Below are 26,447 nucleotides of genomic sequence, written 5' to 3' on the forward strand. Positions count from 1 at the left end.
CTGCGCGCTATCAGTGTCTTAGCACTCAATATCCAGAGGCAGCCAGTAGGTAACGCCACCCACTACCACCTGTATCCCGTCTGTCGTCCGCTCTACGGTCTGTTGTCGAAGCATTTTCTGCGTTAATTTTGTGTCATGGAAATACTCCATGGCAGCAACGATCCATGCCTCCCTCCAGGCCTCTCCTTGATCAGCACACCGGGCCATCGTCATCAGGGTGCGGGCTAGTGTTTCTTTTCGCCGCTTTCTTGCCCGTTTTACATCCACCCGAGGAGCCAACGTGGTGGCATGTTGGCGATTTAAGAAATTAGTAAACCCCGTGACCGAGGCTGCTTGTCCGGGCACCGCATGCAAATAGTTGTCCACATCGCCCTGTTGAGGCAGTCGCTGCCCCTCCCGGTCAGTAGCGAGTAGCAATGCGGCTGCCGCTCTTAGTGCAAGTCGTGCGGAGGTGTGGGACGTTTTGCCCGCCTCTATACGGGTTTCCAATTGCAGCCAATAGGCTTGCAGCACTTGGTCTGATAGCGAAGCGAACGGCATAGAACTGAGACACGCTTGAATACGTCTTTTCTCTGAGTCGATCCGCTTTGCTTGGTGATCCGGCTCTACCCCTTGCTCTTCATGCAACCATCGCATGGGAAGCCTCACACGCCGCAAGCCCTCCGCCCCGAAGTGATGAAGTAGCTCCGAATAGCTCGGTATCCGTGACCATGCCTGGTCGAGCTCAAGGAAGAACGAGAAGAAATGATTGATCTTGAGGGCAGCCTTATGCGGCCCAGTGATACGAATCAGCCATTCACCAAATTCCCCAAAGGCCTCACTTAACGCTTTGGTAGTGATACCGGCTTGGCCAATGGAGATCCGCTTGCGGCATGTTCGCGTCCAATAGCAGGGCTCACAGGCATCACCTCGACCCGCTGGCATGGGATTACCACACGATGGGCAGGCAATTTCCCCTTGCTCATTACAGGCTTTGCACAACGCATCCCCGTTGGGTGCCACCACCAATAAACGATGTCGACGACATGCAGAACAGGTACCGTGGTCTGCTGTCGAACAGCGTGGACATAAGCGATGATCATGCCCCATACGCGCCACTCGGGTAAGACGTTGAGATGCTTTCCCACACGCCTCGCAGGGCTCTGGTTCTTTGAAATAGGGAGCGCAGGCGATACAGACAGGGCCGTAGGGAGTGACCTTGCCGATGTTGTAGTCTGAACTGGCTTTTCCACATCGTGCACACGGTTTGTCAACGTTGCACTGACGACAGACGGCGTCTGGGTCATTCTTAGGCAGACGGGCTAACTCACCACATCGTGGGCACATCCGCCGCTTAAACACACGAGCATAGCAAGTTGAACAGTAGCCGTGCCCTTTATGGCGTCGCCACAATTTGGAGACTTCTCGGCCACACTCATCGCAGTCGACCGTTTGGTGTTGATTCAAGAGGTTGGCTCCGCTTTCATTCTGCGTTTTAAACGCGCCCATGAGGCTCTAACAGCGCGTTCCGACATGGGGCGACAAGCCGGGGGAACACGGCGGCGATGCGGCCCATGAGGGTGGTGAGATAACCGTAATAGCAGCGGCAACAACACAACGGGGGGTGACTTTCGGTGGTCATGAAGCGCGCTCGTTTTCACATTGAACGCGACCAACGCACTGAACGTTTCCTCAACGCCTATACTGAGCAAACGCTCCACCGACGCCAATAAAGCACTACGCTCGCTGACAGGCAACAGTTCAAACGCCAGCCCAGACAAAGGCATTCGACTATCCGTAACCGAAATGCCCAATGACAGAAGCGCATCGGCCAGGGGGGACGCAGGCCGCCGACTTGCACGCCGAACAACGCCAATAAAGAAGGCCACCATAGAAAACCAATCGGCGGGTGCGATAGGGGCCTCCCTAAACGTCACGTTGCTGCTTTTTAAAGCACGATCTGCCATCACTTGAACACTGAACGCTTCTGCTAAATGCAACGTGCATACCACCTTTCTAAAATCGTCATGGCACCGACTGCACTGAGCTAAATGTTGATCTTCCGCTGACAGGCGATGGGGCTCTATAGGGGCCTTGCATGCTGGGCATTCATCTATCAGCTGCACCCCATGAAAGCGGCACCCAGTGTGCCAAGCGAATCGCCAGTGTCGGCGCAAGTAAGGGGTTGAGTCCTCTGCCAAGCACAACGTGCATACCTGTTGTCCTCCATGGCGGGTTCGATTTCGGCTGCCGAGTGCCAACAACCAGGGCCAAGTCCGCGTTTCCGGTAATGAGTAACCGGCCACTTTCTCACAATCGTCACGCACCCCAGCTTTCTGAAACTCAGCGGACGATATCCCCGATGCATTGACTAATGGGCGCATTCTTACGAGGGGAATTTCCCTATCAATATCCCTTGTCCATATACGCCATGTTGGCCAGATAGCCCCGGTGAGCGACAAAGGATCACACCCCTGTCTCAACGCCGCCCGTACCAGCCATGAAGAAAGCGACTCTTCAGACAACAGAGGCACACTCAGCGCCCAGGGCATTACAGCATCACCTCCCTAATGCCACGGGTAGGTCGCACCCATGATTTACTCTGAATAATTTTCTCATCGATACGCTCAGCCCCGGACAAAATAGCGGCATTGGCACACTCAATCAGCAGCCGGTGCAGGTCGCCAAAATTGCCGCCAGAGATCGCGTGAAGCTGGGTCGCCAATTGTGGCTCATGCAGTTGGGAAGGATGTTTGAGCGGTAATATCTTCTCAAAGCCAGCGAGCAGCTTCTGAAACTCCTGATTGAGCTCCCACTTGGGTAACGCGACCACATCAAAGCGACTCGCATGCTGCGGGTCTGAATGCAGCACCCGCACGGCATCCTGCGTGCCCACGCCAACGATGGGAATCATTAACTCATTGCACAGGAGCTTAATGGCATTCATCGTTTCTCGCTGCTTGACGGCACCACCGGTTAGCAGTGAGTGAAACTCATCAATGATCAGCAGGCGCGTATGGCAAGCACGCAGTTGATGAATCACCTGGTAGCGCAGCTTGGGAACCGGATCAGTAGGTCGATAGGGAGCCCAGAAACTCTCTAGTACCGCGATATACAGACTTTTCTCATCGGCACTCGGTGGGGCCTGAGTGACGACAACCGGCTTTACCGGCTCTACGTCTTCATTCACGTAGCCTTCACCATACTGCTTATGAAAACGCTGAACGATGGTGGTCTTCCCGTTATTAGAGTCACCCACGATCAAAAGATTGGGCATACGAGGACGACTGGGCTTCTCCATCAACCCGCGCATAACCTCAATAACACGGTTGGCCAATGGATAGCCCAACCATCGCGGTTGATCCATAAACTCCATCCGCTCTTTAGCGGACAGCCCCAAGACGTGACGGAGGTCAGGATGAAGGTGTGTGCTCATGCTATGTCCCAGTTCACATCGATATCACCCGTTAAAAGACCGTTTCCTTGAGCGGGTGACTCTTGAGGGGCCGCGTTTGAGGGCGCATTTAACAGAGGATCTGCAGGCGTCACCTTCTTCTCATGCTCTTTGCGGCGTTGCGCCTGACGGCGGCTTCGCTTGGTGCGCGCTTGCGACTCCTCCACATGGGTTCGAAGCTCACTAATAGCGCGTAGAATTTCAGACTCATTCACCGAGTTCCTGCCTTCCTGGCGAAGGCGTGCCTTAGCCTGGGCATACTCCCAAACACTCATCGAGGGGAGGGCAAGATTGGCAAAGGGAATGCGAAAATAGTGCCCGAGTTCCGGGTCTTTGAACCAAATGACGCTAATGTCGCGAGGATCGCGCCGGAATACAAAGGTTCGTTTCTTGTCTGGCATGTCTGGATCTTTGGCATTGATCCACGGCCTTAGCGCCTCATCGTAATAGTTCATGCCATCGATGGTCACACCAAAAGTCTGGATCGTGCGCTGAAAGCTGGGCAAAAAATCGAGCAATACAGAGAGCCTGTCAGCAGGCCTCGGCGCTAATCCCACTCCCTGCACGTCAGCATTGCCAAACACACCAATTTCCCACTTCTTCATCGGCGACATGCCAATTCCAGAATGAAGGCGCTGGTGGTAAACCTTACAGATCAACGTCACCAGCCACTCTTCAAACTCGCTTTTCGTCATGGCTGCATGTTTCTCTGGATCGTACCCCTCTTTCTCTTTAATGGAGGAGAAGGTTGTCCCAGGCAGGTTATGGATTTCCTTGAGAAGAGATCCCAGCACCCGCTCAATGTGGCCACCATAACGAGGCTGCTTAACAGGTCGAAACTCAAGATTGATCCCATAGGCTAGGCATGAGCGCCGAAACGTCTCTGAGCGAAAATCTGGGCCGTTATCGACGTGAATCGTGGCGGGTGTGCCCCATACCGGCCACTCAGCCTCCACGTTATGCAGTAGCAGCCACTCATCTTTAGGAAGCATGGATTGCGCCACACACATGCCTACGGATGTTTCAGAAGGCGGGTCAAACGATAAGTAGTACCCCGTGACCATGCGAGTACACACGTCCATGGCCAACGTGATCCATGGACGGCCAATCGGTTTGCGATACACGTCATCGACCAAAATAATATCGGCAGGCGTGTGGTCAATCTGCATGACGGCTAGCGGATAGTCCGCATTGGGAAACTTTCCGGCAGCTGGCTGAAACTTATTAATCGCTTTCTCTCTAAAGCCATGGCCACGCAACCGATCACGCTCTGGGATGTCACGCAGACGAGCACGAACGGTACCAGGGCTCGGCGGATCAATGCGCCGCTCGTGGCAGCGACGCATGACCTCCTGTACCGCCTTTTGTGCTGAGGGACGCTGCAGCGTCAAATAAACCTCTTTGATAACTTCCTGAATCACCGCCTCCGCATGCGCGGGGATACGCGACTTCCCCTTCTTCCACCCTGGCTTTTGAGGAATCAATGCGAGCACCGAGCCCGTCGCTTTATACCGCTTCAACCAACGGTAGATCGTAGCCGTATCAACCCCCGTTTGCTTAGCACGCTCCTCCGCTGCATCTCGCCCCACGGTATGGCGATCCACCAAGGGCTTAATGATGGAAAAGCGATGCTCGGCCTCCCGCCAATCGGCATCCCCAATCTCGGACATATCCTGCTCAGGGGGTACAGACCCGCTATTGAGAGGCGCTAGTTCTTTGATGCGAAGCGGGCAACTACGCCCGGACTCAACGGCAATGCCAATGACCGTCTCAAAATCGAGCACCTGGGAAATTCGGTAAACGGTGCCATCTTTCTGAACCTGCTCACCCACCATGATCTGCAAGTGTTGGCGTCTTTGGGCGACTCCATTATTTGGTTCAGTTGTGTTGCCACGATGATTATTCATGATCGGGTACCCATACCTCCGATAGAGGACTGAAGGATTGAGCCATATCGCAATCTAGCTGTCGGGTCGCCAGTAGATGCCATAAATGCGCAATCCCCTCTGCCCGGTAAATATCGCCCATGAAGTGCCGAGAAAGCAGGTAATCCAAGGTCGCCACCCCCATCTCCCTCACCGTATTGAGGACTGCCTGGCTTTCGACAGAGGGAAACACCATCCGCTTATAGCGCGCTAGGAAGGTAATGTTGTCCAAGGTCTTATCACGAATGCGGCTTTCATCATGAATGCTAAAAGACCATCCCTCGTTGCTAGCATGCCGCATCGCCGCCTTCCATTTAGGCGACCATTCACGCCAATGTGCTTGCCACTTTTCCCGTGGTTTGACCTCCACCAGGAGAGGTTTTGGGTAGTCCTTGTAATGACGGTTACCGAGACGGTAATAAACCAAATAATCCGGGGTGTAGGTGTAACACCTACCGGTCACAGGATGATGAAACGGGATCTCGCACGGCTGGGAAATCACACCAAGGACGCTCACATCAAAGTCAGCCTTTATGAGGAAATCACGTTCGAGCGTCGACTCGAACGCAATAGACTCCTCCCCGCGAAAGGCATAGTAGCCAGACACACTTCGTCGGGTAGGGCCGATTTTACGAACAGATGTAGGCAGTGGCATGAGCAGTCGCACCAAATGTTGAATAAAACGTGGCCTGTCGCAGCAATTGCTATTAATTCTGTCGCATTCAATCCTGCATAGACTACCATAATAGCCCGATATTACGTGCTGAGGGTCGCATTAATTGCTGAAAATGACAGGGGCTCAAAGCCCAAACCTGGGGAAATCTCGCTTGCTCACCACGGCGTGCTGTTTTTAGACGAGCTGCCGGAGTTTTCGCGCAACGTCTTAGAAGTGTTAAGGCAGCCACTGGAAACGGGGGAAATTCACCTCTCACGCGCCAGTCATGAACGCCGTTATCCGGCACAGTTTCAGCTCGTTGCCGCTATGAACCCCTGCCCCTGTGGCCACTTGGGCGATCCGCGTCAGCGCTGCCAGTGCAGCGCCAGCCAGATTCAGCGCTATCAGGCACGGCTTTCTGGCCCACTGCTAGACCGCATTGACCTGCAAGTGGAAGTGCCCGCCCTACCGCCCGAGCAGCTCACCGCCCAAACTCAAGGCGAACCTTCCAGCGCCGTGCGCGAGCGGGTGATGGCCGCCCGAGAGCGCCAAATGGCGCGAGGCGCACTCAATAGCCAGCTAAGCGGCAAAGCCTTAGAAGCCGCCTGCGCGCTTAACGATGAAGAGCGCGCCTGGTTGGCAGGCGTGCTGGAAAAACTCAAGCTCTCTGCCCGCGCTTACCACCGCGTCCTGCGGGTCGCACTCACTCTGGCCGACCTACAAGGCGAACCCAAGCCCACCCAGCCGCACTTTATCGAGGCTATCGGCTACCGGCAGTTGGATAGGCTGTTGAAAGGTGCCTAGCGATGGTCATTGGCCATTACATCGACAAGCCGTTGGCATAAGGCGTCGAGCTTTCCACCCGTCGCCTCATCCTTTAGCGCGCCTGACTCGTTAAACGCACTGCCTGCCTTCGGCAATGATAGTGGCTGCGGCAGTACGACCAACCCCAGATTAGCCAACAACTGCTGTCCAAGGGGCAGTGCTCGAATACCGCCCAGCCCACCAGGGGAAGCCGCCACCAGCGCTGCCCACTTACCGGCAAATAACTTGAGCCCCGGCGTATCCTGGTAGGGCCGTGACAGCCAGTCCAGTGTGTTTTTCAGCAGCGGCGTGATAAAGCCGTTGTACTCTGGCGAGGCGATCAATAGCGCTTGGTGATCGGCCAGTATTTCGCGCAGTTTCAGTACATTATCAGGCATGCCCTGGGCTTCAATGTCCTCATCGAACAGCGGGCAAGGGTAGTCTTTTAAATCGATAAAGGTTGCCTTTCCACCCAAGGCCTCAATGCGCTTGGCAGCAAGCTTCGCGAGCTGTTTATTAAGCGAACCTTCACGGGCACTGCCCGCTAATACGAGAACTTTTGCTACTGATGACGCCATTACCACTTCCTCTTTATTAGAACGTATTTGAAAGTCCCACCATTTAATATTTGTGTCTTTTGAGCAAGGCGTTTTTTGCTGATTAGCGGCTAGGCTCGCTAGGAAAACTTGCCGCCATTAAAACGTCTGCACTCTGTCATTCAACTATCACTATTACGGACGAGAATTAGCAAAAGCTGAAACTGCTCTACTTTCTCTTCCTAAATAGTGAAACCGTAATGACCAAGCCGTTACTAGCAACCGCTCTACTCGCCTTTGTATTTACCAGTGCGGCACGATCAACGGCACCTTTAACTTTCCCTTTGTGACCATTGAGAACGTCGATCGCGTCGATGAGAGCACTATCGTGGTCGCCAATGACAACAACTATCCTTTCTCGATTGGCCGCCAGCAAGGACGCGCTGATGATAATGAGCTGATACTGCTCAATGTGGAGGACTTCCTGAACGCTCAGTAGCGAAACTCAGTAGCGAAATTAAGCACGAGGCAGGGCGCGCTCTGGCGCCCTAGCCTCAAGCTGCCCCCCTGAGCTTTAAACATTTACGTTATTGAACACTCTCAACAACGTTATCTACGAAACTATCAAGAGCTTCAAACAACACTTCACGAATGGGATCGGCCTCGTTAACTAAGTGATGCCGGGCTTCTGGATGGCGGTGGACCTCGGCATTAGGAAATTTCTCCTCCAATACCGCTAAATTCCACTCCCAATCGACGGTAAGGTCTTGCTCACCCTGTAAAATAAGCGTCGGCAGCGGGTTAGGTTCCAACGCTAGTAAACGGGGCATCCAACGTCGCATCGCGGTTATCCAGGCGACGCTTAACCGTTCAGGTTGCAGCGGGTCTTGGTCACGTAGGAACGCCGTAAACTGCTCATCAGTGGAATTGGGGCGATACTTACGTGGTAGCTCTTTTAGAAAAGGGCTGGCAATCAAGTGCAGCCAGCTAGACTGACTCCAGCGCCAGGGGCGTACCAATGGCGCTAGCAGCACAATACCGGCCCAGCCTGCCGTTTCACGACGGGTGAGCGCATCGGTCGCCAAGATGGCCGCCCCCGTACTCTGCCCAACACCTAGCCACGGCGTAGGGGCCATGCCCTGGGTTTGCAATGTCGTCTGTAAATGCGCAAGGCAGTGCTGATAGTCGTCAAAATCGTCAATATCAGCGCGTGGGCCGCTGGAAAGACCGTGACCAGGAAGGTCCCACAACACCACTCGCCACCCTTTGGCCAGCAGGCAGCCGAGCAAATGGCGGTAAAGGCCTAAATGGTCAAAGTAACCATGAATCACAAACGCGGTGCCAGTGGGAACAGGCGGGCTCCATACTTGGCACCACAGAGCAAAGCGTCCAGTATCAATAAATCCCGCGTGCACTTCGCTGGTGTCGTTTAATAGCGTTTCTAAACCGTAGTGGCGAAAATAGTCATGCACAGCGTCCGTTAGCGTGTCGCCCGGCCGAAGCTGGGAGAGCGATGACTCGCCTGCTGCTTGCCTAAACAAGCCTTCCAGGTGTTGGAAATTATGCATTAACGTCTCTCCGTGAACGCCACCTATCCATTGGCTGAATGACAGCGGAGACCACTGTCGCTCTCATCATTTGGTCGAGCATTTTGCTGCTTTACGGCATCGGCTGTTTACATGCCCGCGCAGTTGTGGAAGTATTTTCCATAAATATATATTTACCCTGACCGTGGCACGATAATATCCCACGGGCACCTTTACAGGAGAACCCCATGAGCGAGCGTATCACGCGTCACCGTTTACAGGTGTCAGCAGACCTGGACCGTTTCATCAATGAGCAGGCTTTACCGGGCACTGGTGTTGACGAAAACACCTTTTGGGCTGGCGTTGACGCCCTGTTCCATGATTTGACACCGAAAAATCGCCAACTGCTTGAAGAGCGCGACACGCTCCAAGAAAAACTGGATGCCTGGCACCGTGAAAATCCGGGCCCGGTTAGCGATATGCAGGCTTACCGCAGCTTCTTAAAAGACGCTGGTTACCTAGTGGATGCGCCGAATAGCGTTAAAACCACCACGGCCAATGTAGATCGTGAAGTGGCTGTTCAAGCAGGCCCGCAGTTGGTGGTGCCTGTGAGCAATGCCCGCTATGCATTAAACGCCGCTAATGCTCGCTGGGGTAGTTTGTACGATGCCCTATACGGCACCGATGCGATTTCAGAAGAAGATGGCGCTGAAAAAGGCACCAGTTTCAACCCGAAACGTGGCCAAAAAGTTATCGCTTATGCCCGTGGTGTGCTTGATCGTGCTGCCCCACTGGCCACTGGCTCTCACCGCGATGCGGTGAAATACGCTATTCGTGATGGCCACTTGGTCGTTAGTCTGGAAGGCGGTCGTGAAACCGGCCTAAAAGATTCCGGCAAGCTGATCGGCTTTAACGGCGATGCATCCGCGCCTGAAGCTATCCTGCTTACTAACAACGGCCTGCATCTGGAAATCCAGATCGACGACAGCCACCCGATCGGTAAAACCGACCCCGCTCACGTGAAAGACGTGGTGGTGGAAGCGGCACTGACCGCGATTATGGATTGTGAAGACTCCGTTGCTGCTGTCGACTCTGAAGATAAAGTCGGTGTTTACAGCAACTGGCTTGGCCTGATGAAGGGCGACCTGGAAGAGAGCATCGACAAAGGCGGCAAAACCTTCAAGCGGACGCTGCACGCCGATCGTACTTGGCAAACCACTGATGGCAGCACCGTTACACTGCCGGGTCGTTCGCTGATGTTCGTGCGCAACGTTGGCCACCTGATGACCACGCCTGCCGTCCTGGACGAAAATGGCAACGAACTGCCGGAAGGTATTCTGGACGCGGTAGTGACCTCGCTGCTGTCACTGCACGATCTGAAGAAAGACGCCGATCAGCCACGCAACTCTCGCGCTGGCTCAGTGTATATCGTGAAGCCGAAAATGCACGGGCCGAAAGAAGTGGCGTTCGCCAACGAACTGTTTGGTCGCGTTGAAGACATCCTGGGCATGAGTCGTGACACCCTGAAAATGGGCATCATGGATGAAGAGCGCCGCACCACCGTCAACTTGAAGGCGTGTATTGCTGAAGCGGCTTCTCGTGTTGTGTTCATCAACACCGGTTTCCTTGACCGCACCGGTGACGAAATGCACACCGCCATGGAAGCAGGCCCGATGGTTCGCAAAGGCGATATGAAGAGCGCTGCGTGGATCACCGCCTACGAAAAGAACAACGTGCAGGTAGGCTTAGCCTGTGGCCTGCGTGGTCGTGCTCAAATCGGTAAAGGCATGTGGGCAATGCCGGATCTGATGCATAGCATGCTAGAGCAAAAAATTGGTCACCCGAAAGCGGGTGCTAACACGGCATGGGTGCCTTCTCCAACGGCGGCTACGCTACATGCGCTTCACTACCACCAAGTCAACGTAGCGGACGTACAGCGCGAGCTGGAAGCCCAAGGCGAACCCGATTTCTTGGATGACCTGCTCACCGTGCCAGTAGCCGAAAACGCCAACTGGTCGGATGAGGAGATTCAACAAGAGTTGGATAACAACTGCCAGGGCATTCTTGGCTACGTGGTACGCTGGGTTGAGCATGGCGTGGGCTGCTCGAAAGTGCCGGACATTCATAACGTTGGCCTAATGGAAGACCGCGCTACGCTGCGTATTTCCAGCCAACATATCGCCAACTGGCTGCACCACGGCATTGTCGATGCGCCGCGGGTGGAAGAAACGCTGAAGCGTATGGCGAAAGTGGTTGATCAGCAGAACGCTGGCGACCCCACCTACACGGCCATGAGCGCCGACTTCGAAGGCTCAACCGCCTTTAAAGCAGCCTCTGACTTAGTGTTCAAAGGCCGCGTACAGCCTTCTGGTTACACCGAACCGCTACTTCACGCGTGGCGTCAGGTACATAAGGCGAAGTAAACGCGCTTTGCGGTATCATCAGCCTCGAGGCGCATGCCTCGGGGCTTTTTTATAAAGGACAATAATAATGACCGTAATGACTGCCGAGCAGATTGAGCACTTTTTAGATGAGGTGTTCCCCCAGCGGATGGGCAGAATTGAAAGCGTTGGTGCGATGAGTGCCACCCTGCGACTAACCATCGGTGAGCAACACCTTCGCCCTGGCCCCAGGGTATCTGGTCCGACCATGATGGGCTTTGCTGATGTGGCGTTGTATGTGGCCATTTTGGCGCAAATAGGCCCCGAAGCCATGGCGGTCACCAGTGACTTGAACTGCCATTTCTTACGCGCCGCTTCCGGCGAGCACGATATTGTTGCTCACGCCAAACTCATCAAGTTAGGCCGCCGTTTAGCGGTAGGCGAAGTGCAGATTTTCTCTGCCAGCGATGACACTAAGCCGGTTGCGCATATTACCGCCAGCTATGCGCTGCCAGACAGCCCAACTGGCTAACCACCGCGCTAACGGCTGAGCAGTGCAGTGACGGCTAAGCCTAACCAGCCTGCCATCAGCAGCAAACCACCGATGGGCGTTACAATACCAACGCTAAGCCCTACTAGGGCCATCAGGTAGAGCGAGCCCGAAAATGCGGTGATACCCAACGCCCATAGCGCTAGCACGATGCGCTGTCCTGGCTGAGGGCACTGGCTGCGCCAAGCCAGTACCGCTAACATGGCCAACGTATGCCACGCTTGGTAACGCACGCCAGTTTCAACGATGTCGACCATGGCAGCACTGGTACGCGATGCCAATCCGTGAGCCGCATAGGCGCCTAGTATCACCATTAATGCTCCTGAGAGTGCGACTAGGCACCACCAGGGTTTGTCTGCTCGCTGCATGCGTTACTCCTGTTTATAAATACTCGTTACAAGTACATGAGATAACTATCTGGGATAAGCCCCCGACATACGCACTCGATAATTCACCGAGATGATTAACGTTGTCACATACCTTGAGCGGTGCGAAACCGCTACAATAGACAATGTTTTGCCTCACCGAATGGGACACTTACCGTTATGCCTACTCCTAATGAGTCGATACAACTGACGCTCAATGGCGAATCGCATACGCTGGCAGCTGGCCTTAGCGCCGCTGATCTAATTGAGCAATTAGGCCTGACCGGGCGCCGTATCGCTGTGGAAATTAACGAACAGATCGTGCCCAAAAGCCAGCTTGCTCAAACGCATTTAGCCAATGGCGACCAGATAGAAGTCGTTCACGCCATCGGCGGCGGCTAGCGTAGCCCATCACCGTTTTTGCTTTCAAAAGGAACCGCTATGACGCCACTGACTGATACACCGTTTACCGTTGCTGGACGCGAGTTCAGCTCCCGCCTGCTGGTGGGTACTGGCAAATACAAAGACTTTACCGAGACCGGCGCAGCCATTGCCCAAAGCGGCGCGGAAATTGTCACCTTTGCTGTGCGCCGCACCAACTTGGGTCAGGATGCCGACGCGCCCAACCTTCTCGATGTCGTTTCCCCCCAACGCTACACCTTGCTGCCCAACACCGCGGGCTGCTACAACGCCAAAGACGCTGTGCGCACCTGCCGCTTGGCGCGTGAGCTGCTAGACGGCCACAACTTGGTCAAGCTGGAAGTGCTCGGCGACGATCACACCCTCTATCCCAATGTGGTTGAGACGCTAAAAGCTGCTGAGACACTGTTGGCTGATGGCTTTGACGTCATGGTGTACACCAGTGATGACCCCATTGTGGCACGTGAACTAGAAGCCATGGGTTGCTGCGCCATCATGCCGCTAGGTTCGCTGATTGGCTCGGGGCATGGCATTCAAAACCCGCATAATGTACGCCTGATTGTTGAGCAAAGCAGTGTACCCGTGCTGGTCGATGCAGGCATCGGCACCGCTTCTGACGCCGCCATGGCAATGGAGCTAGGGTGTGACGGCGTGCTACTCAACACCGCGATCGCTCACGCCCGCGACCCGCTGCGTATGGCTAACGCCATGAAGCTTGCCGTAGAAGCTGGCCGCGATGCCTTCTTAGCTGGCCGTATGCCACGCCGCCAAAGCGCCGACCCCTCTTCGCCTTTTGCAGGCCGAATTAACGGCTGATACAGAGACACCATGACCGATACGAACGACACCACGCCTGAAAGCAAAACTGCTGGCGCTGAGAGCAACACCACAGGCCCTGAAAATGCTGATGCCCCGCTACACCGGCGGGGGATTAAGAGCTACGTGATTCGCGCAGGGCGCATGACCCCAGCGCAAAGCCGCGGTTTAGAAGACGTTTGGCCACGCTTAGGACTGACGATTGCCGATGGGCGTCAGGATCTGGACACCCTGTTTGGCCGCGAAGCACCGCGCGTGGTGGAAATTGGCTTTGGTATGGGCAACTCACTCGTCGAGCAAGCCGAACGCCACCCAGACACTGACTTTATCGGCATTGAGGTTCACGCGCCGGGGGTGGGCAAGCTGCTAGATGAGGTAGATAAACGCGGCCTAACCAACCTGCGCGTTTACCGCGAAGATGCCTTAGCGGTGCTGGAGCAGTGTCTGCCTGAAGACTCATTAACCACGCTACAGCTCTTTTTCCCCGATCCATGGCCGAAAAAGAAGCACCACAAGCGGCGTATTGTGCAGCCTGCGTTTGTTGAGCTAATTCGTACGCGCTTAAAACCTGGCGGCACCTTCCACATGGCGACCGACTGGGAAGCCTATGCCGAGTGGATGGCCGAGGTCATGGACGCCGCACCCGGCTACGCGAATACCGCCAGCGCCGACACAGCGCCCTACGTTCCACGCCCAGACTTTCGCCCGCTAACTAAGTTTGAAGCCCGTGGCGAGAAACTTGGCCACGGCGTATGGGATTTGATTTACCGCCGTGACGTTTAAACACAGCGACTAAAGATAGCTCAGCGTCGTCTACGTTCGCTTATCGTAGACGACGCGATGCAGCGTACCGCTACCACTTTCAAAGGCGTCGATATTAGCCAGCGTGGTTTCAGCAATATTGGTTAGCGCCTCGGTAGTGAAAAAAGCCTGATGACCGGTAATCAGCACATTGTGAAAGGTCGTCAGGCGCATGAACTGATCATCATCAATCACCTTGTGCGATAGATCTTCGAAGAACAGCTGCTCCTCCTCTTCGTAAACATCTAGCCCTAAGCGGCCAATTTTGCCGCTTTTCAGACCAGCGATCACCGCTTGAGTATCGACCACTCGACCGCGGCCAGTGTTGATCAGCATGACACCCTGCTTCATTTGCGCGATGGCATCTGCGTTAACCAGGTGATCAGTATCGGGTGTTAACGGGCAGTGCAGCGAGATAATATCTGCCTGAGCATAGAGCGACGCCAGCGGCACGTACTCCACAAACGGCTCGGCATTCGGGTTTGGAAAAGGATCGCTGGCAACTACTCGGCAGCCAAAGCCATGCATGATATTGGCAAAGATCAAGCCAATCTGCCCAGTGCCAATCACGCCCACGGTTTTGCCATGCAGATCGAACCCCAGCAGTCCGTCTAGGGCAAAGTTGCCCTCGCGCACTCGGTTGTAAGCGCGATAGGTCATGCGGTTCAGGCTTAACACTAAGGCCACCGCGTGCTCTGCTACGGCATGAGGCGAATAAGCGGGCACCCGCACTACGGTAATTCCCAACCGTTCGGCCGCCGCCAAGTCAACATGGTTAAAGCCCGCCGAGCGCAGTGCTACCAATCGTATGCCGCTAGTATGTAGCTGCTCTAAAACGTCCGCATACAGATGGTCATTTACAAAAGCGCACACAACTTCAAACCCTTTCGCTAGAGGCGCCGTATCGACGGTCAAGCGCGCATCAAAAAAGCTTAATTCGTGTCGATTCGCGGCATTAGCACGAGTAAGGAAGGTTTCGTCATAAGGCTTAGCGCTAAAAACGGCAACGCGCATGGCATGTCTCCTGGCTTTGGATAAATGATCAGCATAGGCGATTGGCCTATTGTCTGCCCAAACGTCAGAGGAGGTATTCACCGAGATCAAAGAAAGATACCGCTATAAAAAAAGAAAGCCGCTCCAAGCGGGAGCGGCAAAAGACCGTGACTAGCAATGAGAGGGAGAAACCATGACAGGAAACTGGCGCTGGTCTTTGAAATAGCGTCGTGGTTGCCAACGCCTCATCAAACGCTGACCATAGCCTACGCATGGCATCTCAAGGAAAATCACAAAAACGTAGAGCATTAAAAAAAGAAAGCCGCTCCAAGCGGGAGCGGCAAAAGACCGTGACTAGCAAGTAAAGAGGAACCATGACAGGAAACTGGCGCTGATCTTTGAAATAGCGTCGTGGTTGCCATCATCTCATCAAACGCTGACCACAGCCCCCGCATGGCATCTCAAGGAAAATCACAAAAACGTAGAGCATTAAAAAAAGAAAGCCGCTCCAAGCGGGAGCGGCAAAAGACCGTGACTAGCAATGAGAGGGAGAAACCATGACAGGAAACTGGCGGTTTCTGTCGTGGTTGCCAACGTCTCATTAAACGCTGACAATCACAATATAATCATTCTCATTTACCGCGTCAACCTAAATGCGAATACTTTTTATTTATTTTTAAGACAATTTTTTTACACTACCCCACTAACTGCAACCAGACGGGCAGCGTCAGCATCGCTAACAGCGTCTGGCCGGTAATAATTGCCGCCATAAGCTCTGCATCACCTCCCAACTGCCGAGCAAGAATGTAAGCAGATGTGGCGGTAGGCAGCGCTGCAAACAGCAGCGCCACATCACGACTGATAGGGTCCAGCCCCACCAGCCACGCTAATAGCAGCACCACCGCAGGCATTAACAGCAGCTTGATGCTATTCGTCGCTATCACGCCACGATCAAGCCGTAGCAGTGCTGCAGGGCGCAGCGCCACGCCCACAGCAATGAGCCCTAACGGCAGCGCCGCGCCTCCCAATAATCCTACGGTATCCTCGCTCCAACCGGGCAAACCAGCCCCCGAAAGATTGAGTCCGATACCTGCCAGGCAGGATAAAATCAGCGGATTTTTAGCCAGTGCGAGGGCACTTTGGCCAAGGCTTCCACTGCCCAGCGTCCCTGCCGCGACAAAGCTTGCGACGCACATTACGTTCACCACCGGTACCATGAGTGCCACCGCCACAGCAGCGGTAGTCGCCCCCATGCTGCCATGCAGTGCCGCGGCTCCTGCGACACCCACGTAGGTATTAAAACGCACGGCGCCTTGGAACACCGACGTGAACGCCGCAGGCGTTAAGCCAAGGTAACCACGACAGCGCCATAGCAACAGACCCAAACCCCCCATCGTGCCGAGCAATACCAACGCTATGCGCCCAACCGGTACTTGGCTGACATCTGCAGTGGCCAGCGTGCCTATCAGCATTGCTGGAAATAGCACAAAGTAGATCATACGCTCCATTTGCGGCCAGAACGTAGCACTTGGCCAACGACCATAGCCAATGGCAGCACCCAGTAAAATCAATAAAAACAGTGGCCCAAGTGCACCAGTAATGCTCTCCATTGTTATTCCTTGTTAACTGCGACATCCCAGCACAGCGACATCCGTGCGATTACTGTTACCATGAAACTAACTTCCATCTTACGGCCTGCGTAGTGACCATTCTGCCATGAAGAACTTGCCTAAACCTGTCTACTTTACGGGTTTTCCAGCACTGAAAGTGCTTATCCTCATCACGGGCATCTCACTGGCCGCCTGCACGTGGTACGTGTTTGCCAATTGGCTGCGCGATGATGGTGATATTGCATGGTTTACACCAGATGCCAACTGCAACCTACACACCAGTACGTGCTCGGCAGTACTGGGCGATAAAGGCCGCCTAACACTGACCGTTGATGCCAATGGCCGTATTGACGCGCTGGATATTCTGCCACTGGATGTAGAAGTAGAGGGCCTCAACCCAAGCCATGTGACGGTCGACTTTATTGGGCGTGATATGGATATGGGCTTACACCGTTTTGGATTAACCGCTACTGCACCCGGGCACTTTCATGGCCAAGGGCAAGTCGGTATCTGCACGCAAGACGTGATGCCCTGGCGGGCGCGGGTTATCCTGGAAACACCGGAAGGCAAGTTGGGCAGTTGGTTCGACTTTGACGTGATTAGGAGTTAGTACGTATGGCCGCTAAACCAAACAATCGTAAAGCACTCTGGCTGGGCTTAGTGCTAATACTTGTCTTGCTGACCATTTCGGCTATCGGCCTTTACCAGTTTGCTTTCCAGCCAGGCAGTGATGACGTGACGGGGGGACCAATAGAAATGCCGTCTACTCAAGGTGATTTCTCTCTCTCCCAGCTAGATAAAGACGACATTGCGATTGTTTCATTTGGCTACACCTACTGCCCAGATGTTTGCCCAATGAATCAGGCCGTTAAACGCCAGGCATTGGCCCAGCTAAGCGACGCACAGCGCGAACGCGTGGTGCCGATAATGATAACGGTTGACCCTGAACGCGATACGCTGCCACGCATGGAAGAGTATATGCAGTTCTTTGGTGATGCGTTTATCGGCTTGGTGGGCAGTCAAGAGCAGCTTGAAGATGTAGCAGCACGCTATGGCGTTATTTGGCGGCGAGTAGAGGCACCCGATTCAGCCATGGCCTACACCATTGACCATAGCGCCTCGCTTTTCTTGGTTAACCGCAACGGTGAAATTTTACAGAGAGTGCTCTACTCCCCAGCACCGCACGGCTTAGTGTCAGCGCTGGAGAATGAGTTAGGTAGCTAGCCAAAATACACGACGAAGTATCTGGATTTAGGATGTACTTGGAATTAAGGCGTGCTTTGTAGGTGTTCAAGCATCGCCATTAGCGCTCTGGCTTGAGTGCCATCACGCGTGTCGTGCAGCGGGTTGAGCTGCCAAGTACTTTCGGCAAAGCCCCACCAATCCCAGCACCCCTGAGGATTAGCCATACTGCTTTCCGCCTGCGGGTATAGCACCACTTGACCATGGTCTGCTGCCCAACGGTTCAAACCACTGTGGCGTACAAACGTATCGCCAATGGCATCAACGCTCATTTGACAACCATGCAAGGCTATTGTGACAGGACACCCTCCCGCCTCACACGCCCCAGGAATAAACAGATACCCCACATCAGCCAAGCCTTTAACCGCGAACTCCGACTGATCAAAGGCCATCACTTCGCCCTCGCTAGCATTAGCCTCACGCTCAGGGTAAAGCCATGAGAGCATATCGCCAGCCACGTTCTCATCACAGGCAAGCACATGGCTACCACCGCCCTGGCGACAGTCGCCAAGTGCCTGGGGGCTAGCGTTGGCCTGCTTCGGCAGTTTGATGGGCCAGCCATGGCCTGTGTGCTCACTGCGCACGAAACGCAGCTGTTCTGAAGATGCCAGCCAGCGCTGCCACTGTTCTGCTAACAAACTCCCCAGCTCTGGAGAAACCGTGTCATCTTCATCACCGTGCCATACATAGGCACGCAGCTGGCTTAATGCGTCGCGCTCCCCCACCTGCTCAAGCGACTCGTAACGCTCGCGCCGACGGTCCAGCTCATCCAAGGAAGGCAACCCACGGCGGGTGCTCATGCACTGGTTAAGGGCCAAACTGAGCGCGCCCTGGGCACAGCTCCAAGGGCCCGCCGCTAATACACCTACACCACTAAAGCGCTCAGGCCAAGCAACCGCCAACTGTGCGGCCATGTAACCGCCAGAAGAGACACCTACCACGCTCGCGTGATCGCTCGCTGCGCTTAGTGCAGGTAAATCACCAGGCACGGCATCTGCTTCAGCGTGAACAGCCGTGCTGCCCAGCAGTAACAGCGCACCCAAAAAACAAGATGTAGAAGCGGCGGGACGTGTCATTTACTCGACGCCTAACAGTTCAACACGGAACGTCAGCATTTCATTTGGACCAATAGGGCCTTGGCCGCCTTCACCATAAGCCAGCTCAGCAGGGATATATAGCATCCAGCTGTCGCCAACGCTCATCAGTTGAAGCGCTTCCTGCCAACCTTCAATGACTTGATTTACCTGGAAACTCACCGGCTGACCACGCTCAAAGGAGCTGTCGAATACGGTGCCGTCCAACAGCATGCCTTCATAGTTCACTTCAACGGTGTCTTCAGCGCCAGGAGTTGCGCCGTCACCGGACTCAAGCACTTCATACTGCAAGCCAGACTCAGTCACTTCAACTTCTTCACGCTCAGCGTTTTCCGCTAAGTAAGCTTGACCTTCCTCTAGATTAAGCTGGGCAATTTCAGCGGCTTCTTGCTCGCGCTCTGCCATAGAACGCTCTTGGAAAGCGACCAGCGCCTCCATCATTTCTTCCTCGCTTAACGCCAACTCTTTGCCATCAAAGACATCGCGCATACCGTCCGTAAATGTATCTAGATCGAGGTCTTCAATATCAGCCTGCATGCTCTCGCCTAGAGTGACACCTAAGCTATAAGCAAGGCGCTGTTCGTCGGTTTCAGGAGCCGCTGCCGCGAACGGAGCAACCAGTAACAAACTCGCCAAGGCGGTGGAAGAAAACAATGCTTTCATGTAAAAAACCTTATCCAACGGCGCAACGCGCCAAATGTTTGAGTAGCTCAAAGACTAACACCCGCCACCTCAAGCTGCATTACCTGAGAAAACGGGTGTTAGTAAGACCGCTATTAAGTTCAGTAGTTTGGTGTCTTAAACGACCAATGTGGGACAGTGTGCCGCACCCGCCACACGCTGGGAGACACTACCCAACAGCAGGTTTTTCTCACCGTTGGTTCCTTGAGCGCCAATCACGATTAAATCGCACTCCCTCTTTCGGGCAAAGCGCACAATGGTTCGTGAGGGGCGGCCGCCTTTCACAAACGCCCTTATTCGCGCGCTGTCCGCCCCCATCTCTATGGCATAGGACTTGGCGTGGACTGCAATTTCCGTGGCGTACTCTTTCAGTGCATCATCGGGCAAATCAAGTTTATTCGGCCGCACCATGGAAAGCGATGCTTCCAATAAGCTGTGGTGCTTAAAGACACACAGCAAATAAAGCTCTGCACCGGTAAGCATATGCAGGCCAACCGCTTTATCGAGCGCCTTAATCGCCCCTTTCGAGCCATCTACGGGAATTAAAATGCGATTAAACATCCGCGTTCTCCTTGTGACTGCTTAGCGGAAGGCAACATCACGCAAGAACAGCGCAATTTGCGGGAACATGATCAGCAGCGCCGCCGCTAAAATCAGCATAAAGATAAAGGGCGGTGTGCCTTTGATGACTTCCCAGTAAGGCCGCTTAAAGATCGCAATCGCGGTAAATATATCGCAGCCAAAGGGTGGGGTCGCCGAACCTATGGCTACCTGCAGCGTAATCAAAATACCTACCAGAACAGGATCCAGACCGGTCGCCGCAATTGCCGGAGCAAAAATTGGCGTAAGCACCAAAATGACCACAATCGGGTCAACAAACATACAAGCGACAAAGAAAGAGATACAGATTGCAATCAGTACGCCTGTCGGCCCAGCTTCATTGACGCCTACCGCTTCCAAAATCATTTGTGGAATCTGCGCGAACGAAATTATCCAGGAGAACCCATTACCAACAGCGACCAATATAAACACCACTGCGGTAATTAAGCCGGTGGATTTAGCAATCGCATAAATATCGTTCATTTTGAGCGAACGGAATACCACAAACTCAAGCAATACGGCATATAGCACACAAGCTGCAGCGGCTTCTGTCGGGCTAAAAATGCCTCCGTAGATACCGCCAACGATAATGACTGGAAAGCCTAGCGGCCACAGTGCTTTTTGCACAGCTACAGCACGCTCTTTCCAGCTAGCGCGGGGTTCGGTAGGCACGCCTTTTACCACAGCGTAAACGATGCAATAAACTGAAAACATAAACAGGATCAGAAGCCCTGGCCCAATACCCGCAATAAACAGCTCGCCAATGGATGTTCCTGAAATAACCCCATAGATGATCATGCCAATACTTGGGGGTATCAAAAAGGCAATATCACTCGCGTTGATGATCAGTGCCAGCGTAAAGGGATCAGAATAGCCCGCTTTTAGCATCTTGGGTCGCAGCGGTGAGCCCACTGCTACTACGGTTGCCTGAGTAGAACCAGAAACCGCGCCAAACAGCGTACAGGAGGCCGCCGTACTGACCGCAAGACCGCCTTTGATATGACCTATAAAGGACATCACCATATCAATTAAGCGATTGGCCGACTGACCTCGTGTCATTACATCTGCCGCCAATATAAACATTGGCACCGCAATCAGCGAAGCAGGCCGAATACCCGCCATCATCTGTTGAATCAGCGTATCCATTTGGCCGAAGCCGTTAAACATCATATAAAAACCGATCACCGCTGCCGTAATCAGCGGGATCATCATAGGAAAGCCCAGCAGCAGCAGGGCAATCATGGTGACTACCATTATCGTCGTCATAGCGTTCCCCTAGAGTGCAAGCCCTGCTTTACACTTCTGTTTCGGTGTCTTTGTAACCGTCAACTACCCCTGTCGAGAGATATACATCCCGAGAGGTAAGGTTTTTAATTGCCGTTAACAGGTACTGAATGCCCGTAATGAGAAAGCCCATCGGTACCCAGATATAAATGATCCAAATAGGTAGCCCGAGTGACGGCAACACGCGACCTTTGCTTTGGAGATCGAGGATGTACACCACGGAGTAGTACAGCAGGAAAAACATGACGAGGGAGGTAAAGAACGAAATACCTATCATCAATACCTTGCGCCCCCCGACAGGCAAGGCATCGTAGATGGCTGACATACGAATATGACGACCGTGTCGAGCAGCGTAGCCGATACCCGCAAAGGTAATCATAATGATCAAAATACGGTTTAATTCCCCTGAAAACATAATGCTATTGCCAAATACAAAGCGGGCAATAACATTAGTGACCGTATTCAGCGCCATTAGCAAAACCCCCATCGCCAGTATGACTGACTCGATTTTGCTAATTGCAGTGTCGATCACGCCTAGTATGCCGGGCAAACCAGAGCTGTAATTCTTTTCGGATTCTTCTTCGGTCATGGCCGATCTCCTCTTATGCAGCGTGGCAGCTAACGATTAAAAACCTAGTGCCTCTTCTTTCACTGACCACCGAACGGAGCGTGTCCAGCCTTACTCATTTTGTAGCGTAACGGTTAATAACTCTTTCCGCTTCAACGCTGGATGTACGTAAATTTTTCTGTGTTTTACGCAAGGTAACGAGCTTTTTTTTGTTAGATGGCTATCAGCACCGGGTGAGCGTATAAAAATAAAAAAAGGGCAGCGCTGGCTGCCCCCTAGGTGATTTACCGTTCAAAACAAGTGCACTAAACGGTAAATTATTCGTTAGTTACGGCTTCGAGATCAGCTTTAAACTGCTCCAGCAGCTCAGCACCTTTATCACCCGTCATTTCTAAAAAGGCTTCTTCAACCTGAGGAGCACGGTCACGGAAAGCTTGGATTTGTTCTTCATCCAAACGTGTCACAGTGACTTCATCCGAAGCTTCCTGGATTTTAGCTAATGCCTCGTCGGCTAGCCCTTTAATGTGCTCGATTGTGTGATCATAGGCAGCAGCAGACGCTTCCTGCACTAGCTCTTTGTCTTCATCGGACAAGCCTTCATAGAAGTCTTGGTTAGCCATCATGGCGGTAGTGAACCAGCCATGGCCTGTGAAGGTAAGGTGCGGTGATACTTCATATAAACCGCCAGACTCGATCCAGAAAATCGGATTTTCTTGACCATCGATAATGCCGGTTTGCAGGCCACCATATACTTCGCCCCACGGTAGCGGCGTTGGTGTTGCACCAAAAGCATCATACGTTTCTGAAAGCAATGGATTCGTCATGGTACGAATTTTCTTGTTATTCATATCTTCCGGCGAGCTGATCGGCTCGTCGGTGGTAACGACCATTTCACCTTCAGGGTACATCTTCAGTAGCTCAAGGCCTTGTTCAGCGTAGAGCTCAGGGAACATCTCGTTGATGGCCTTACTCTCATCAAAGAAAGTCAGGACGGTTTCTTCATCTGTTGGTAGCAGGTAAGGGATAAAGAAGATTTGCGCTTCTGGGATAAGAGAACCCGTGAAACCAGGCGACTGGTTTACAAACTGAAGAATGCCGTTTTGGGTCTGCTCCATGATGTCATCAGATTCACCTAACTCACCAAAACGGTAAACCTGAACGCTGTGATCGGAATTCTCTTCAATATAGTCTTTGAATGCGTAAGCAAACACATCTTGGACATCGCCTTCGTACTCTTCGTGGGCGTAACGCCAGTTATCTGCTTGAGCAGCTGCGCTGAGACCAAATAGTAGTGCACCAACGCTCGCCGTCGTCATTAACTTAGTCGTTACTGAACGAGTCGAAATTAACTTGCTTGCCTTCATGCAGAGTTCCCCTAGCAGTGGTAAGCGCGCTATGCGAGTGCGCTAATATTTAATTTTTGTATAATGCGTGTCGCTCTTAAACGCTCTGTTAGTTGCCAGTGACTTTAGAGTAACTATTTATAAAATCATCATTCATAAAGCCTATCTTTTTGAATACGTTTAGAAACAGTTACACAAGCAATAACAACCTTAAAACACGCGTTATTCAAAAATAGCTTAATTTCAGGCTAGCGCGGTCGATCGTAGCGGTCAAGCCGTTCCGCAAGTATAGCAATCGCCTCTCTGACGTTCTCGCGCTCGGGTGACACAACTACTTGATCAAACGCAAGGCCATCAGAAAACAGCTTACTTTGCAGCCATTGTGCGACATCTTGCTTACTTATAGCGCAGTTTGTTAACCGCTGGTTAAGTTCAGACGTTTGCAATATCCAGTGCTGCCAGCGTTGAAGGTTCTCACGCTCAGCTTGAAGTTCGGCCTGCTGAAGTGTCTTTCGCAACTGGGCAATGCCCTCACTTTCTGCTGCTTGGGGCTTAAGATCACGACGCAACTGCCGCAAAACAGCGGTGACCGATTGCTGCCAACACTCCCGCGCTTTGCGCTCCATTGACAGCGCACCAGGCGTTACCTGAAGACCGTAGTGGTAGAGCCAGCTATGCACTAGAAGCTCACACACATCCACCCCTGCACTATCTTGCAGAACAAGGCATGCTTGCTCGACTCCGGGCTGGGCATAAAATGTCAGCGCAAAATCCCATAGTGGAGCCTGCTGTAAGCGCTGGAATCGGTTAGAATCGAACATTGATTTACCCACTTTTTTCGGGAGAATGCATGATCGCACTGCGCCAAGTCGCCCTGCAACGGGGTACACAAACGCTACTCGATAACGCTGACCTTACGCTCCACAGCGGTATAAAGGCAGGCATTATCGGGGCAAACGGCGCCGGTAAGTCGAGCTTATTCAAACTTCTGCTAGGCGAGCTCGGCCCCGACCAGGGCGACGTCGAGATGAGCGGCGGCCAGCGGATAGCCCACATGGCCCAGGAAGTTGAAGCGCTGGATCGCCCCATTGTGGAGTACGTGCTGGATGGCGATTATGCGCTGCGACAAGCGGAGGCTGATCTACTGGCCGCGCGCAAAGCAGACGATGCACATCGGGAAGCCGAGCTACATGGGCTTATCGAAACCCTGGATGGCTACACGGCAGAATCGCGGGCATCACAGCTGTTAGTGGGGCTCGGGTTTGTGCAAGCGGATCTTAAGCGGCCTTTGTCAGACTTCTCCGGTGGCTGGCGTATGCGGGTGAACCTAGCCCGCACGCTGTTTATGCCTTCCGACTTATTACTGCTTGATGAGCCGACTAACCACCTGGATCTCGATGCCCTACTTTGGCTAGAACAGTGGCTAACCCGCTACCCTGGCACATTACTGCTGATTTCTCATGACCGCGACTTTCTGGATGCCGTGTGTGATCACATTGTGCATATGCATCATCAAACGCTCGAGCTTTACCGCGGCAACTACTCTCGCTTTGAGCGCACGCGGGCTGAAAAACTCGCTCTACAGCAAGCAGAAGCAGCCAAACAGCAGGCTCGCCGCGAAGAAATTGAGCGCTTTATAGCGCGCTTTCGCGCCCAGGCAACCAAAGCAAAGCAGGCGCAAAGTCGTGTAAAAATGCTGGAGCGTATGGGGGATATTGCTGTTGCTCATACGGATTCGCCTTTTCACTTCACGCTGCCTGCCGCAGATAAGACCTCACATCCGCTGCTCGTGCTTGACCAAGCGACCCTCGGCTATCGCAGCGAAACAGGCGATGTCGCGCAGTTAGAGAAGGTCAACATTACGTTATTACCCGGTAGTCGCATCGGCCTGTTAGGCCCCAACGGCGCGGGCAAATCGACACTGATTAAATCACTGACCGGTGAACTTGCGCTGCTAGAGGGCAAGCGCGTGCCAGGTGAGCATTTAGCCATTGGCTATTTTGCCCAGCACCAGCTGGAAAGCTTGGACGTGACGACGACGCCGTTTGTACATGTGCAACGGCTCTCTCCCAAGGCGAGTGACCAGGAAATTCGCAATTTCCTAGGTGGCTTTGGCTTTAAGGGCGATGACGCCTTTGGCGAAGTTGGCACTTACTCCGGCGGTGAAAAAGCGCGCTTGGCGCTCGCGCTGGTCGCCTGGCAGAAACCCAACCTGCTGCTGCTCGATGAGCCAACCAACCACTTGGACTTGGAAATGCGCGAGGCGCTCACCGAGGCGCTGGCAAGTTTTGAGGGCACGGTCATTCTTGTGTCTCACGACCGGCATTTATTGCGTGCCACGGTTGATGAATTCTGGCGGGTAGCAGACCATCGTGTTGAACCCTTTGATGGCGATCTCGATGACTATCGAGCATGGTTAAAGGCGCGTTTGGAAGAGGGCAGACGCGATGCGCGTAGCGAAAAAAGCGAACGCCAAAGTCAGCAGCCTAGCGGTGACCGAAAAGCCGCTCGCAAAGCAGCGGCGGAGCTGCGCGAGAAACTGCGACCACTGAAAAAAGAGCGTGATCAAGCTGAAAAAACTCTGGAGAAAACTCAGCAGGCGCTTGAAGAAGTAGAAGCTATTTTGGCTGACCCGACACTTTATACCGACAGCGCTCGTAAAGCAGAACTGACCGAAGCACTTGCCCAACAGGCGAAAATCAAAAGCCGCTTGGACACCGCCGAGCAGCAGTGGCTCGCCGCCGAGGAAGCGCTGGAAACAATGGAAGCAGAGCTATTAGCCAGCGAAGACGCCTAGCCCTGCGCTGACTAATACTGGCT

The 26,447-nt window shown here is 53.5% G+C and carries 26 protein-coding genes and 1 pseudogene; 10 read left to right on the forward strand and 17 right to left on the reverse strand.

The annotated features are described in order from the left end of the window. Positions 1 to 18: 18 nt before the first annotated feature. From J4377_RS18015 to J4377_RS18035, 5 genes are read right to left on the reverse strand one after another with little or no spacing between them, the layout of a single operon-like run. Complete coding sequence (locus tag J4377_RS18015; RefSeq protein ID WP_232318736.1) at positions 19 to 1,446, reverse strand: hypothetical protein; 1,428 nt, start codon at positions 1,444 to 1,446, stop codon at positions 19 to 21. Beyond that, entirely contained in the window at positions 1,443 to 2,531 is a 1,089-nt protein-coding gene (locus J4377_RS18020) for a TniQ family protein (protein WP_083007653.1), read from the reverse strand. Before J4377_RS18020 ends, J4377_RS18015 begins: the two co-directional genes overlap by 4 nt. Beyond that, positions 2,531 to 3,415, reverse strand: a complete 885-nt coding sequence (locus J4377_RS18025) for a TniB family NTP-binding protein (protein WP_083007654.1) — start codon at positions 3,413 to 3,415, stop codon at positions 2,531 to 2,533. The genes J4377_RS18020 and J4377_RS18025 overlap by 1 nt, the downstream gene beginning before the upstream one ends. Then, positions 3,412 to 5,340 carry a Mu transposase C-terminal domain-containing protein gene (locus tag J4377_RS18030; protein ID WP_083007655.1) on the reverse strand — a complete coding sequence of 643 codons (1,929 nt, stop codon included), beginning with the start codon at positions 5,338 to 5,340 and terminating at the stop codon, positions 3,412 to 3,414. Before J4377_RS18030 ends, J4377_RS18025 begins: the two co-directional genes overlap by 4 nt. Continuing rightward, complete coding sequence (locus J4377_RS18035) at positions 5,333 to 6,013, reverse strand: TnsA endonuclease N-terminal domain-containing protein (RefSeq protein WP_083007656.1); 681 nt, start codon at positions 6,011 to 6,013, stop codon at positions 5,333 to 5,335. Before J4377_RS18035 ends, J4377_RS18030 begins: the two co-directional genes overlap by 8 nt. Positions 6,014 to 6,154: 141 nt before the next feature. Between J4377_RS18035 and J4377_RS18040 the strand changes: the two are divergent. Beyond that, positions 6,155 to 6,817: pseudogene (locus J4377_RS18040) on the forward strand (ATP-binding protein); the annotation flags it as partial. Here J4377_RS18040 and J4377_RS18045 read toward each other — a convergent pair. After that, positions 6,814 to 7,395, reverse strand: coding sequence for an NADPH-dependent FMN reductase (locus J4377_RS18045; protein WP_253486302.1), 582 nt, complete (start codon positions 7,393 to 7,395; stop codon positions 6,814 to 6,816). The pseudogene J4377_RS18040 and the gene J4377_RS18045 sit on opposite strands and share 4 nt — an antisense overlap. 304 nt (positions 7,396 to 7,699) lie before the next feature. Between J4377_RS18045 and J4377_RS18050 the strand changes: the two genes are divergently transcribed. After that, on the forward strand, positions 7,700 to 7,852 hold the full coding sequence (locus J4377_RS18050; protein WP_245846652.1) for a hypothetical protein: 153 nt from the start codon (positions 7,700 to 7,702) through the stop codon (positions 7,850 to 7,852). Positions 7,853 to 7,940: 88 nt separating this feature from the next. Here J4377_RS18050 and J4377_RS18055 read toward each other — a convergent pair whose 3' ends face one another. Next, the gene (locus J4377_RS18055) at positions 7,941 to 8,921 is read right to left on the reverse strand and encodes an alpha/beta hydrolase (RefSeq protein WP_038479511.1); all 981 of its coding nucleotides are present in this window, start codon (positions 8,919 to 8,921) and stop codon (positions 7,941 to 7,943) included. Positions 8,922 to 9,127: 206 nt separating this feature from the next. Between J4377_RS18055 and J4377_RS18060 the strand changes: the two genes are divergently transcribed. Together J4377_RS18060 and J4377_RS18065 are read left to right on the forward strand one after the other, a co-directional pair. After that, entirely contained in the window at positions 9,128 to 11,302 is a 2,175-nt protein-coding gene (locus J4377_RS18060; RefSeq protein ID WP_038479514.1) for a malate synthase G, read from the forward strand. A gap of 67 nt (positions 11,303 to 11,369) precedes the next feature. Further along, positions 11,370 to 11,792 (forward strand): PaaI family thioesterase, encoded by a 423-nt coding sequence (locus J4377_RS18065; RefSeq protein ID WP_038479517.1) that lies wholly within the window; start codon positions 11,370 to 11,372, stop codon positions 11,790 to 11,792. A gap of 8 nt (positions 11,793 to 11,800) precedes the next feature. Here the strand turns inward: J4377_RS18065 and J4377_RS18070 are convergent, their stop codons facing one another. Next, entirely contained in the window at positions 11,801 to 12,178 is a 378-nt protein-coding gene (locus J4377_RS18070; protein WP_253486303.1) for a DUF423 domain-containing protein, read from the reverse strand. A gap of 177 nt (positions 12,179 to 12,355) precedes the next feature. Here J4377_RS18070 and thiS point away from each other — a divergent pair, with 177 nt between their 5' ends. Genes thiS through trmB form a run of 3 tightly spaced genes read left to right on the forward strand, consistent with a single transcriptional unit; the run spans position 12,356 to position 14,194 of the window. Then, a complete protein-coding gene (gene thiS, locus J4377_RS18075; protein ID WP_009723207.1) occupies positions 12,356 to 12,577 on the forward strand; it encodes a sulfur carrier protein ThiS in 222 nt (73 codons plus the stop codon). A 39-nt stretch (positions 12,578 to 12,616) separates the two neighbouring features. After that, on the forward strand, positions 12,617 to 13,411 hold the full coding sequence (locus J4377_RS18080; RefSeq protein ID WP_231657758.1) for a thiazole synthase: 795 nt from the start codon (positions 12,617 to 12,619) through the stop codon (positions 13,409 to 13,411). 12 nt (positions 13,412 to 13,423) lie between these two features. After that, positions 13,424 to 14,194: a tRNA (guanosine(46)-N7)-methyltransferase TrmB gene (gene trmB / locus J4377_RS18085; protein ID WP_253486304.1), complete on the forward strand. Its 771-nt coding sequence runs from the start codon at positions 13,424 to 13,426 to the stop codon at positions 14,192 to 14,194. Between the two features lie 30 nt (positions 14,195 to 14,224). Here trmB and J4377_RS18090 read toward each other — a convergent pair whose 3' ends face one another. Next, positions 14,225 to 15,226: a 2-hydroxyacid dehydrogenase gene (locus J4377_RS18090; RefSeq protein WP_038479529.1), complete on the reverse strand. Its 1,002-nt coding sequence runs from the start codon at positions 15,224 to 15,226 to the stop codon at positions 14,225 to 14,227. A gap of 674 nt (positions 15,227 to 15,900) precedes the next feature. Then, positions 15,901 to 16,815, reverse strand: a complete 915-nt coding sequence (locus tag J4377_RS18095) for an AEC family transporter (RefSeq protein WP_253486305.1) — start codon at positions 16,813 to 16,815, stop codon at positions 15,901 to 15,903. Between the two features lie 106 nt (positions 16,816 to 16,921). Between J4377_RS18095 and J4377_RS18100 the strand changes: the two genes are divergently transcribed. Together J4377_RS18100 and J4377_RS18105 are read left to right on the forward strand one after the other, a co-directional pair. Continuing rightward, entirely contained in the window at positions 16,922 to 17,425 is a 504-nt protein-coding gene (locus J4377_RS18100) for a hypothetical protein (protein ID WP_253486306.1), read from the forward strand. A 5-nt stretch (positions 17,426 to 17,430) separates the two neighbouring features. After that, positions 17,431 to 18,039, forward strand: coding sequence for an SCO family protein (locus tag J4377_RS18105; RefSeq protein WP_038479538.1), 609 nt, complete (start codon positions 17,431 to 17,433; stop codon positions 18,037 to 18,039). A 44-nt stretch (positions 18,040 to 18,083) separates the two neighbouring features. On the opposite strand, the gene J4377_RS18110 is transcribed toward J4377_RS18105, so the two are convergent. The 7 genes from J4377_RS18110 to J4377_RS18140 all read right to left on the reverse strand — a co-directional run bounded on the left by J4377_RS18110 (position 18,084) and on the right by J4377_RS18140 (position 24,448). Next, entirely contained in the window at positions 18,084 to 19,133 is a 1,050-nt protein-coding gene (locus J4377_RS18110) for a PHB depolymerase family esterase (RefSeq protein WP_253486307.1), read from the reverse strand. Continuing rightward, the gene (locus tag J4377_RS18115; protein WP_038479544.1) at positions 19,134 to 19,814 is read right to left on the reverse strand and encodes an FKBP-type peptidyl-prolyl cis-trans isomerase; all 681 of its coding nucleotides are present in this window, start codon (positions 19,812 to 19,814) and stop codon (positions 19,134 to 19,136) included. A 135-nt stretch (positions 19,815 to 19,949) separates the two neighbouring features. Further along, positions 19,950 to 20,393 (reverse strand): universal stress protein, encoded by a 444-nt coding sequence (locus J4377_RS18120; protein WP_009723217.1) that lies wholly within the window; start codon positions 20,391 to 20,393, stop codon positions 19,950 to 19,952. Between the two features lie 21 nt (positions 20,394 to 20,414). Then, a complete protein-coding gene (locus tag J4377_RS18125) occupies positions 20,415 to 21,698 on the reverse strand; it encodes a TRAP transporter large permease (RefSeq protein ID WP_038479547.1) in 1,284 nt (427 codons plus the stop codon). 28 nt (positions 21,699 to 21,726) lie between these two features. Next, positions 21,727 to 22,305 carry a TRAP transporter small permease gene (locus J4377_RS18130; RefSeq protein WP_038479550.1) on the reverse strand — a complete coding sequence of 193 codons (579 nt, stop codon included), beginning with the start codon at positions 22,303 to 22,305 and terminating at the stop codon, positions 21,727 to 21,729. Between the two features lie 296 nt (positions 22,306 to 22,601). Beyond that, positions 22,602 to 23,648, reverse strand: a complete 1,047-nt coding sequence (dctP, locus tag J4377_RS18135) for a TRAP transporter substrate-binding protein DctP (protein ID WP_038479553.1) — start codon at positions 23,646 to 23,648, stop codon at positions 22,602 to 22,604. Between the two features lie 227 nt (positions 23,649 to 23,875). Continuing rightward, entirely contained in the window at positions 23,876 to 24,448 is a 573-nt protein-coding gene (locus tag J4377_RS18140) for a TIGR02444 family protein (protein WP_253486308.1), read from the reverse strand. A 29-nt stretch (positions 24,449 to 24,477) separates the two neighbouring features. On the opposite strand from J4377_RS18140, the gene J4377_RS18145 reads away from it, so the two are divergent. Further along, the gene (locus J4377_RS18145) at positions 24,478 to 26,424 is read left to right on the forward strand and encodes an ATP-binding cassette domain-containing protein (RefSeq protein WP_038479559.1); all 1,947 of its coding nucleotides are present in this window, start codon (positions 24,478 to 24,480) and stop codon (positions 26,422 to 26,424) included. Positions 26,425 to 26,447: the final 23 nt, after the last annotated feature.

Origin of the sequence: Halomonas sp. XH26 (assembly GCF_024138895.1) — a bacterium.
In the GTDB taxonomy this organism is placed as follows: Bacteria; Pseudomonadota; Gammaproteobacteria; order Pseudomonadales; family Halomonadaceae; genus Vreelandella; species Vreelandella alkaliphila.

Coding starts and splice junctions, on each gene's coding strand:
- J4377_RS18020 (WP_083007653.1), bottom strand. CDS start 2,531: ATGCCCTGGGCGCTGAGTGTGCCTCTGTTGTCTGAAGAGTCGCTTTCT.
- J4377_RS18025 (WP_083007654.1), bottom strand. CDS start 3,415: ATGAGCACACACCTTCATCCTGACCTCCGTCACGTCTTGGGGCTGTCC.
- J4377_RS18030 (WP_083007655.1), bottom strand. CDS start 5,340: ATGAATAATCATCGTGGCAACACAACTGAACCAAATAATGGAGTCGCC.
- J4377_RS18035 (WP_083007656.1), bottom strand. CDS start 6,013: ATGCCACTGCCTACATCTGTTCGTAAAATCGGCCCTACCCGACGAAGT.
- J4377_RS18045 (WP_253486302.1), bottom strand. CDS start 7,395: ATGGCGTCATCAGTAGCAAAAGTTCTCGTATTAGCGGGCAGTGCCCGT.
- J4377_RS18055 (WP_038479511.1), bottom strand. CDS start 8,921: ATGCATAATTTCCAACACCTGGAAGGCTTGTTTAGGCAAGCAGCAGGC.
- J4377_RS18060 (WP_038479514.1), top strand. CDS start 9,128: ATGAGCGAGCGTATCACGCGTCACCGTTTACAGGTGTCAGCAGACCTG.
- J4377_RS18065 (WP_038479517.1), top strand. CDS start 11,370: ATGACCGTAATGACTGCCGAGCAGATTGAGCACTTTTTAGATGAGGTG.
- J4377_RS18070 (WP_253486303.1), bottom strand. CDS start 12,178: ATGCAGCGAGCAGACAAACCCTGGTGGTGCCTAGTCGCACTCTCAGGA.
- thiS (WP_009723207.1), top strand. CDS start 12,356: ATGCCTACTCCTAATGAGTCGATACAACTGACGCTCAATGGCGAATCG.
- J4377_RS18080 (WP_231657758.1), top strand. CDS start 12,617: ATGACGCCACTGACTGATACACCGTTTACCGTTGCTGGACGCGAGTTC.
- trmB (WP_253486304.1), top strand. CDS start 13,424: ATGACCGATACGAACGACACCACGCCTGAAAGCAAAACTGCTGGCGCT.
- J4377_RS18090 (WP_038479529.1), bottom strand. CDS start 15,226: ATGCGCGTTGCCGTTTTTAGCGCTAAGCCTTATGACGAAACCTTCCTT.
- J4377_RS18095 (WP_253486305.1), bottom strand. CDS start 16,815: ATGGAGAGCATTACTGGTGCACTTGGGCCACTGTTTTTATTGATTTTA.
- J4377_RS18100 (WP_253486306.1), top strand. CDS start 16,922: ATGAAGAACTTGCCTAAACCTGTCTACTTTACGGGTTTTCCAGCACTG.
- J4377_RS18105 (WP_038479538.1), top strand. CDS start 17,431: ATGGCCGCTAAACCAAACAATCGTAAAGCACTCTGGCTGGGCTTAGTG.
- J4377_RS18110 (WP_253486307.1), bottom strand. CDS start 19,133: ATGACACGTCCCGCCGCTTCTACATCTTGTTTTTTGGGTGCGCTGTTA.
- J4377_RS18115 (WP_038479544.1), bottom strand. CDS start 19,814: ATGAAAGCATTGTTTTCTTCCACCGCCTTGGCGAGTTTGTTACTGGTT.
- J4377_RS18120 (WP_009723217.1), bottom strand. CDS start 20,393: ATGTTTAATCGCATTTTAATTCCCGTAGATGGCTCGAAAGGGGCGATT.
- J4377_RS18125 (WP_038479547.1), bottom strand. CDS start 21,698: ATGACGACGATAATGGTAGTCACCATGATTGCCCTGCTGCTGCTGGGC.
- J4377_RS18130 (WP_038479550.1), bottom strand. CDS start 22,305: ATGACCGAAGAAGAATCCGAAAAGAATTACAGCTCTGGTTTGCCCGGC.
- dctP (WP_038479553.1), bottom strand. CDS start 23,648: ATGAAGGCAAGCAAGTTAATTTCGACTCGTTCAGTAACGACTAAGTTA.
- J4377_RS18140 (WP_253486308.1), bottom strand. CDS start 24,448: ATGTTCGATTCTAACCGATTCCAGCGCTTACAGCAGGCTCCACTATGG.
- J4377_RS18145 (WP_038479559.1), top strand. CDS start 24,478: ATGATCGCACTGCGCCAAGTCGCCCTGCAACGGGGTACACAAACGCTA.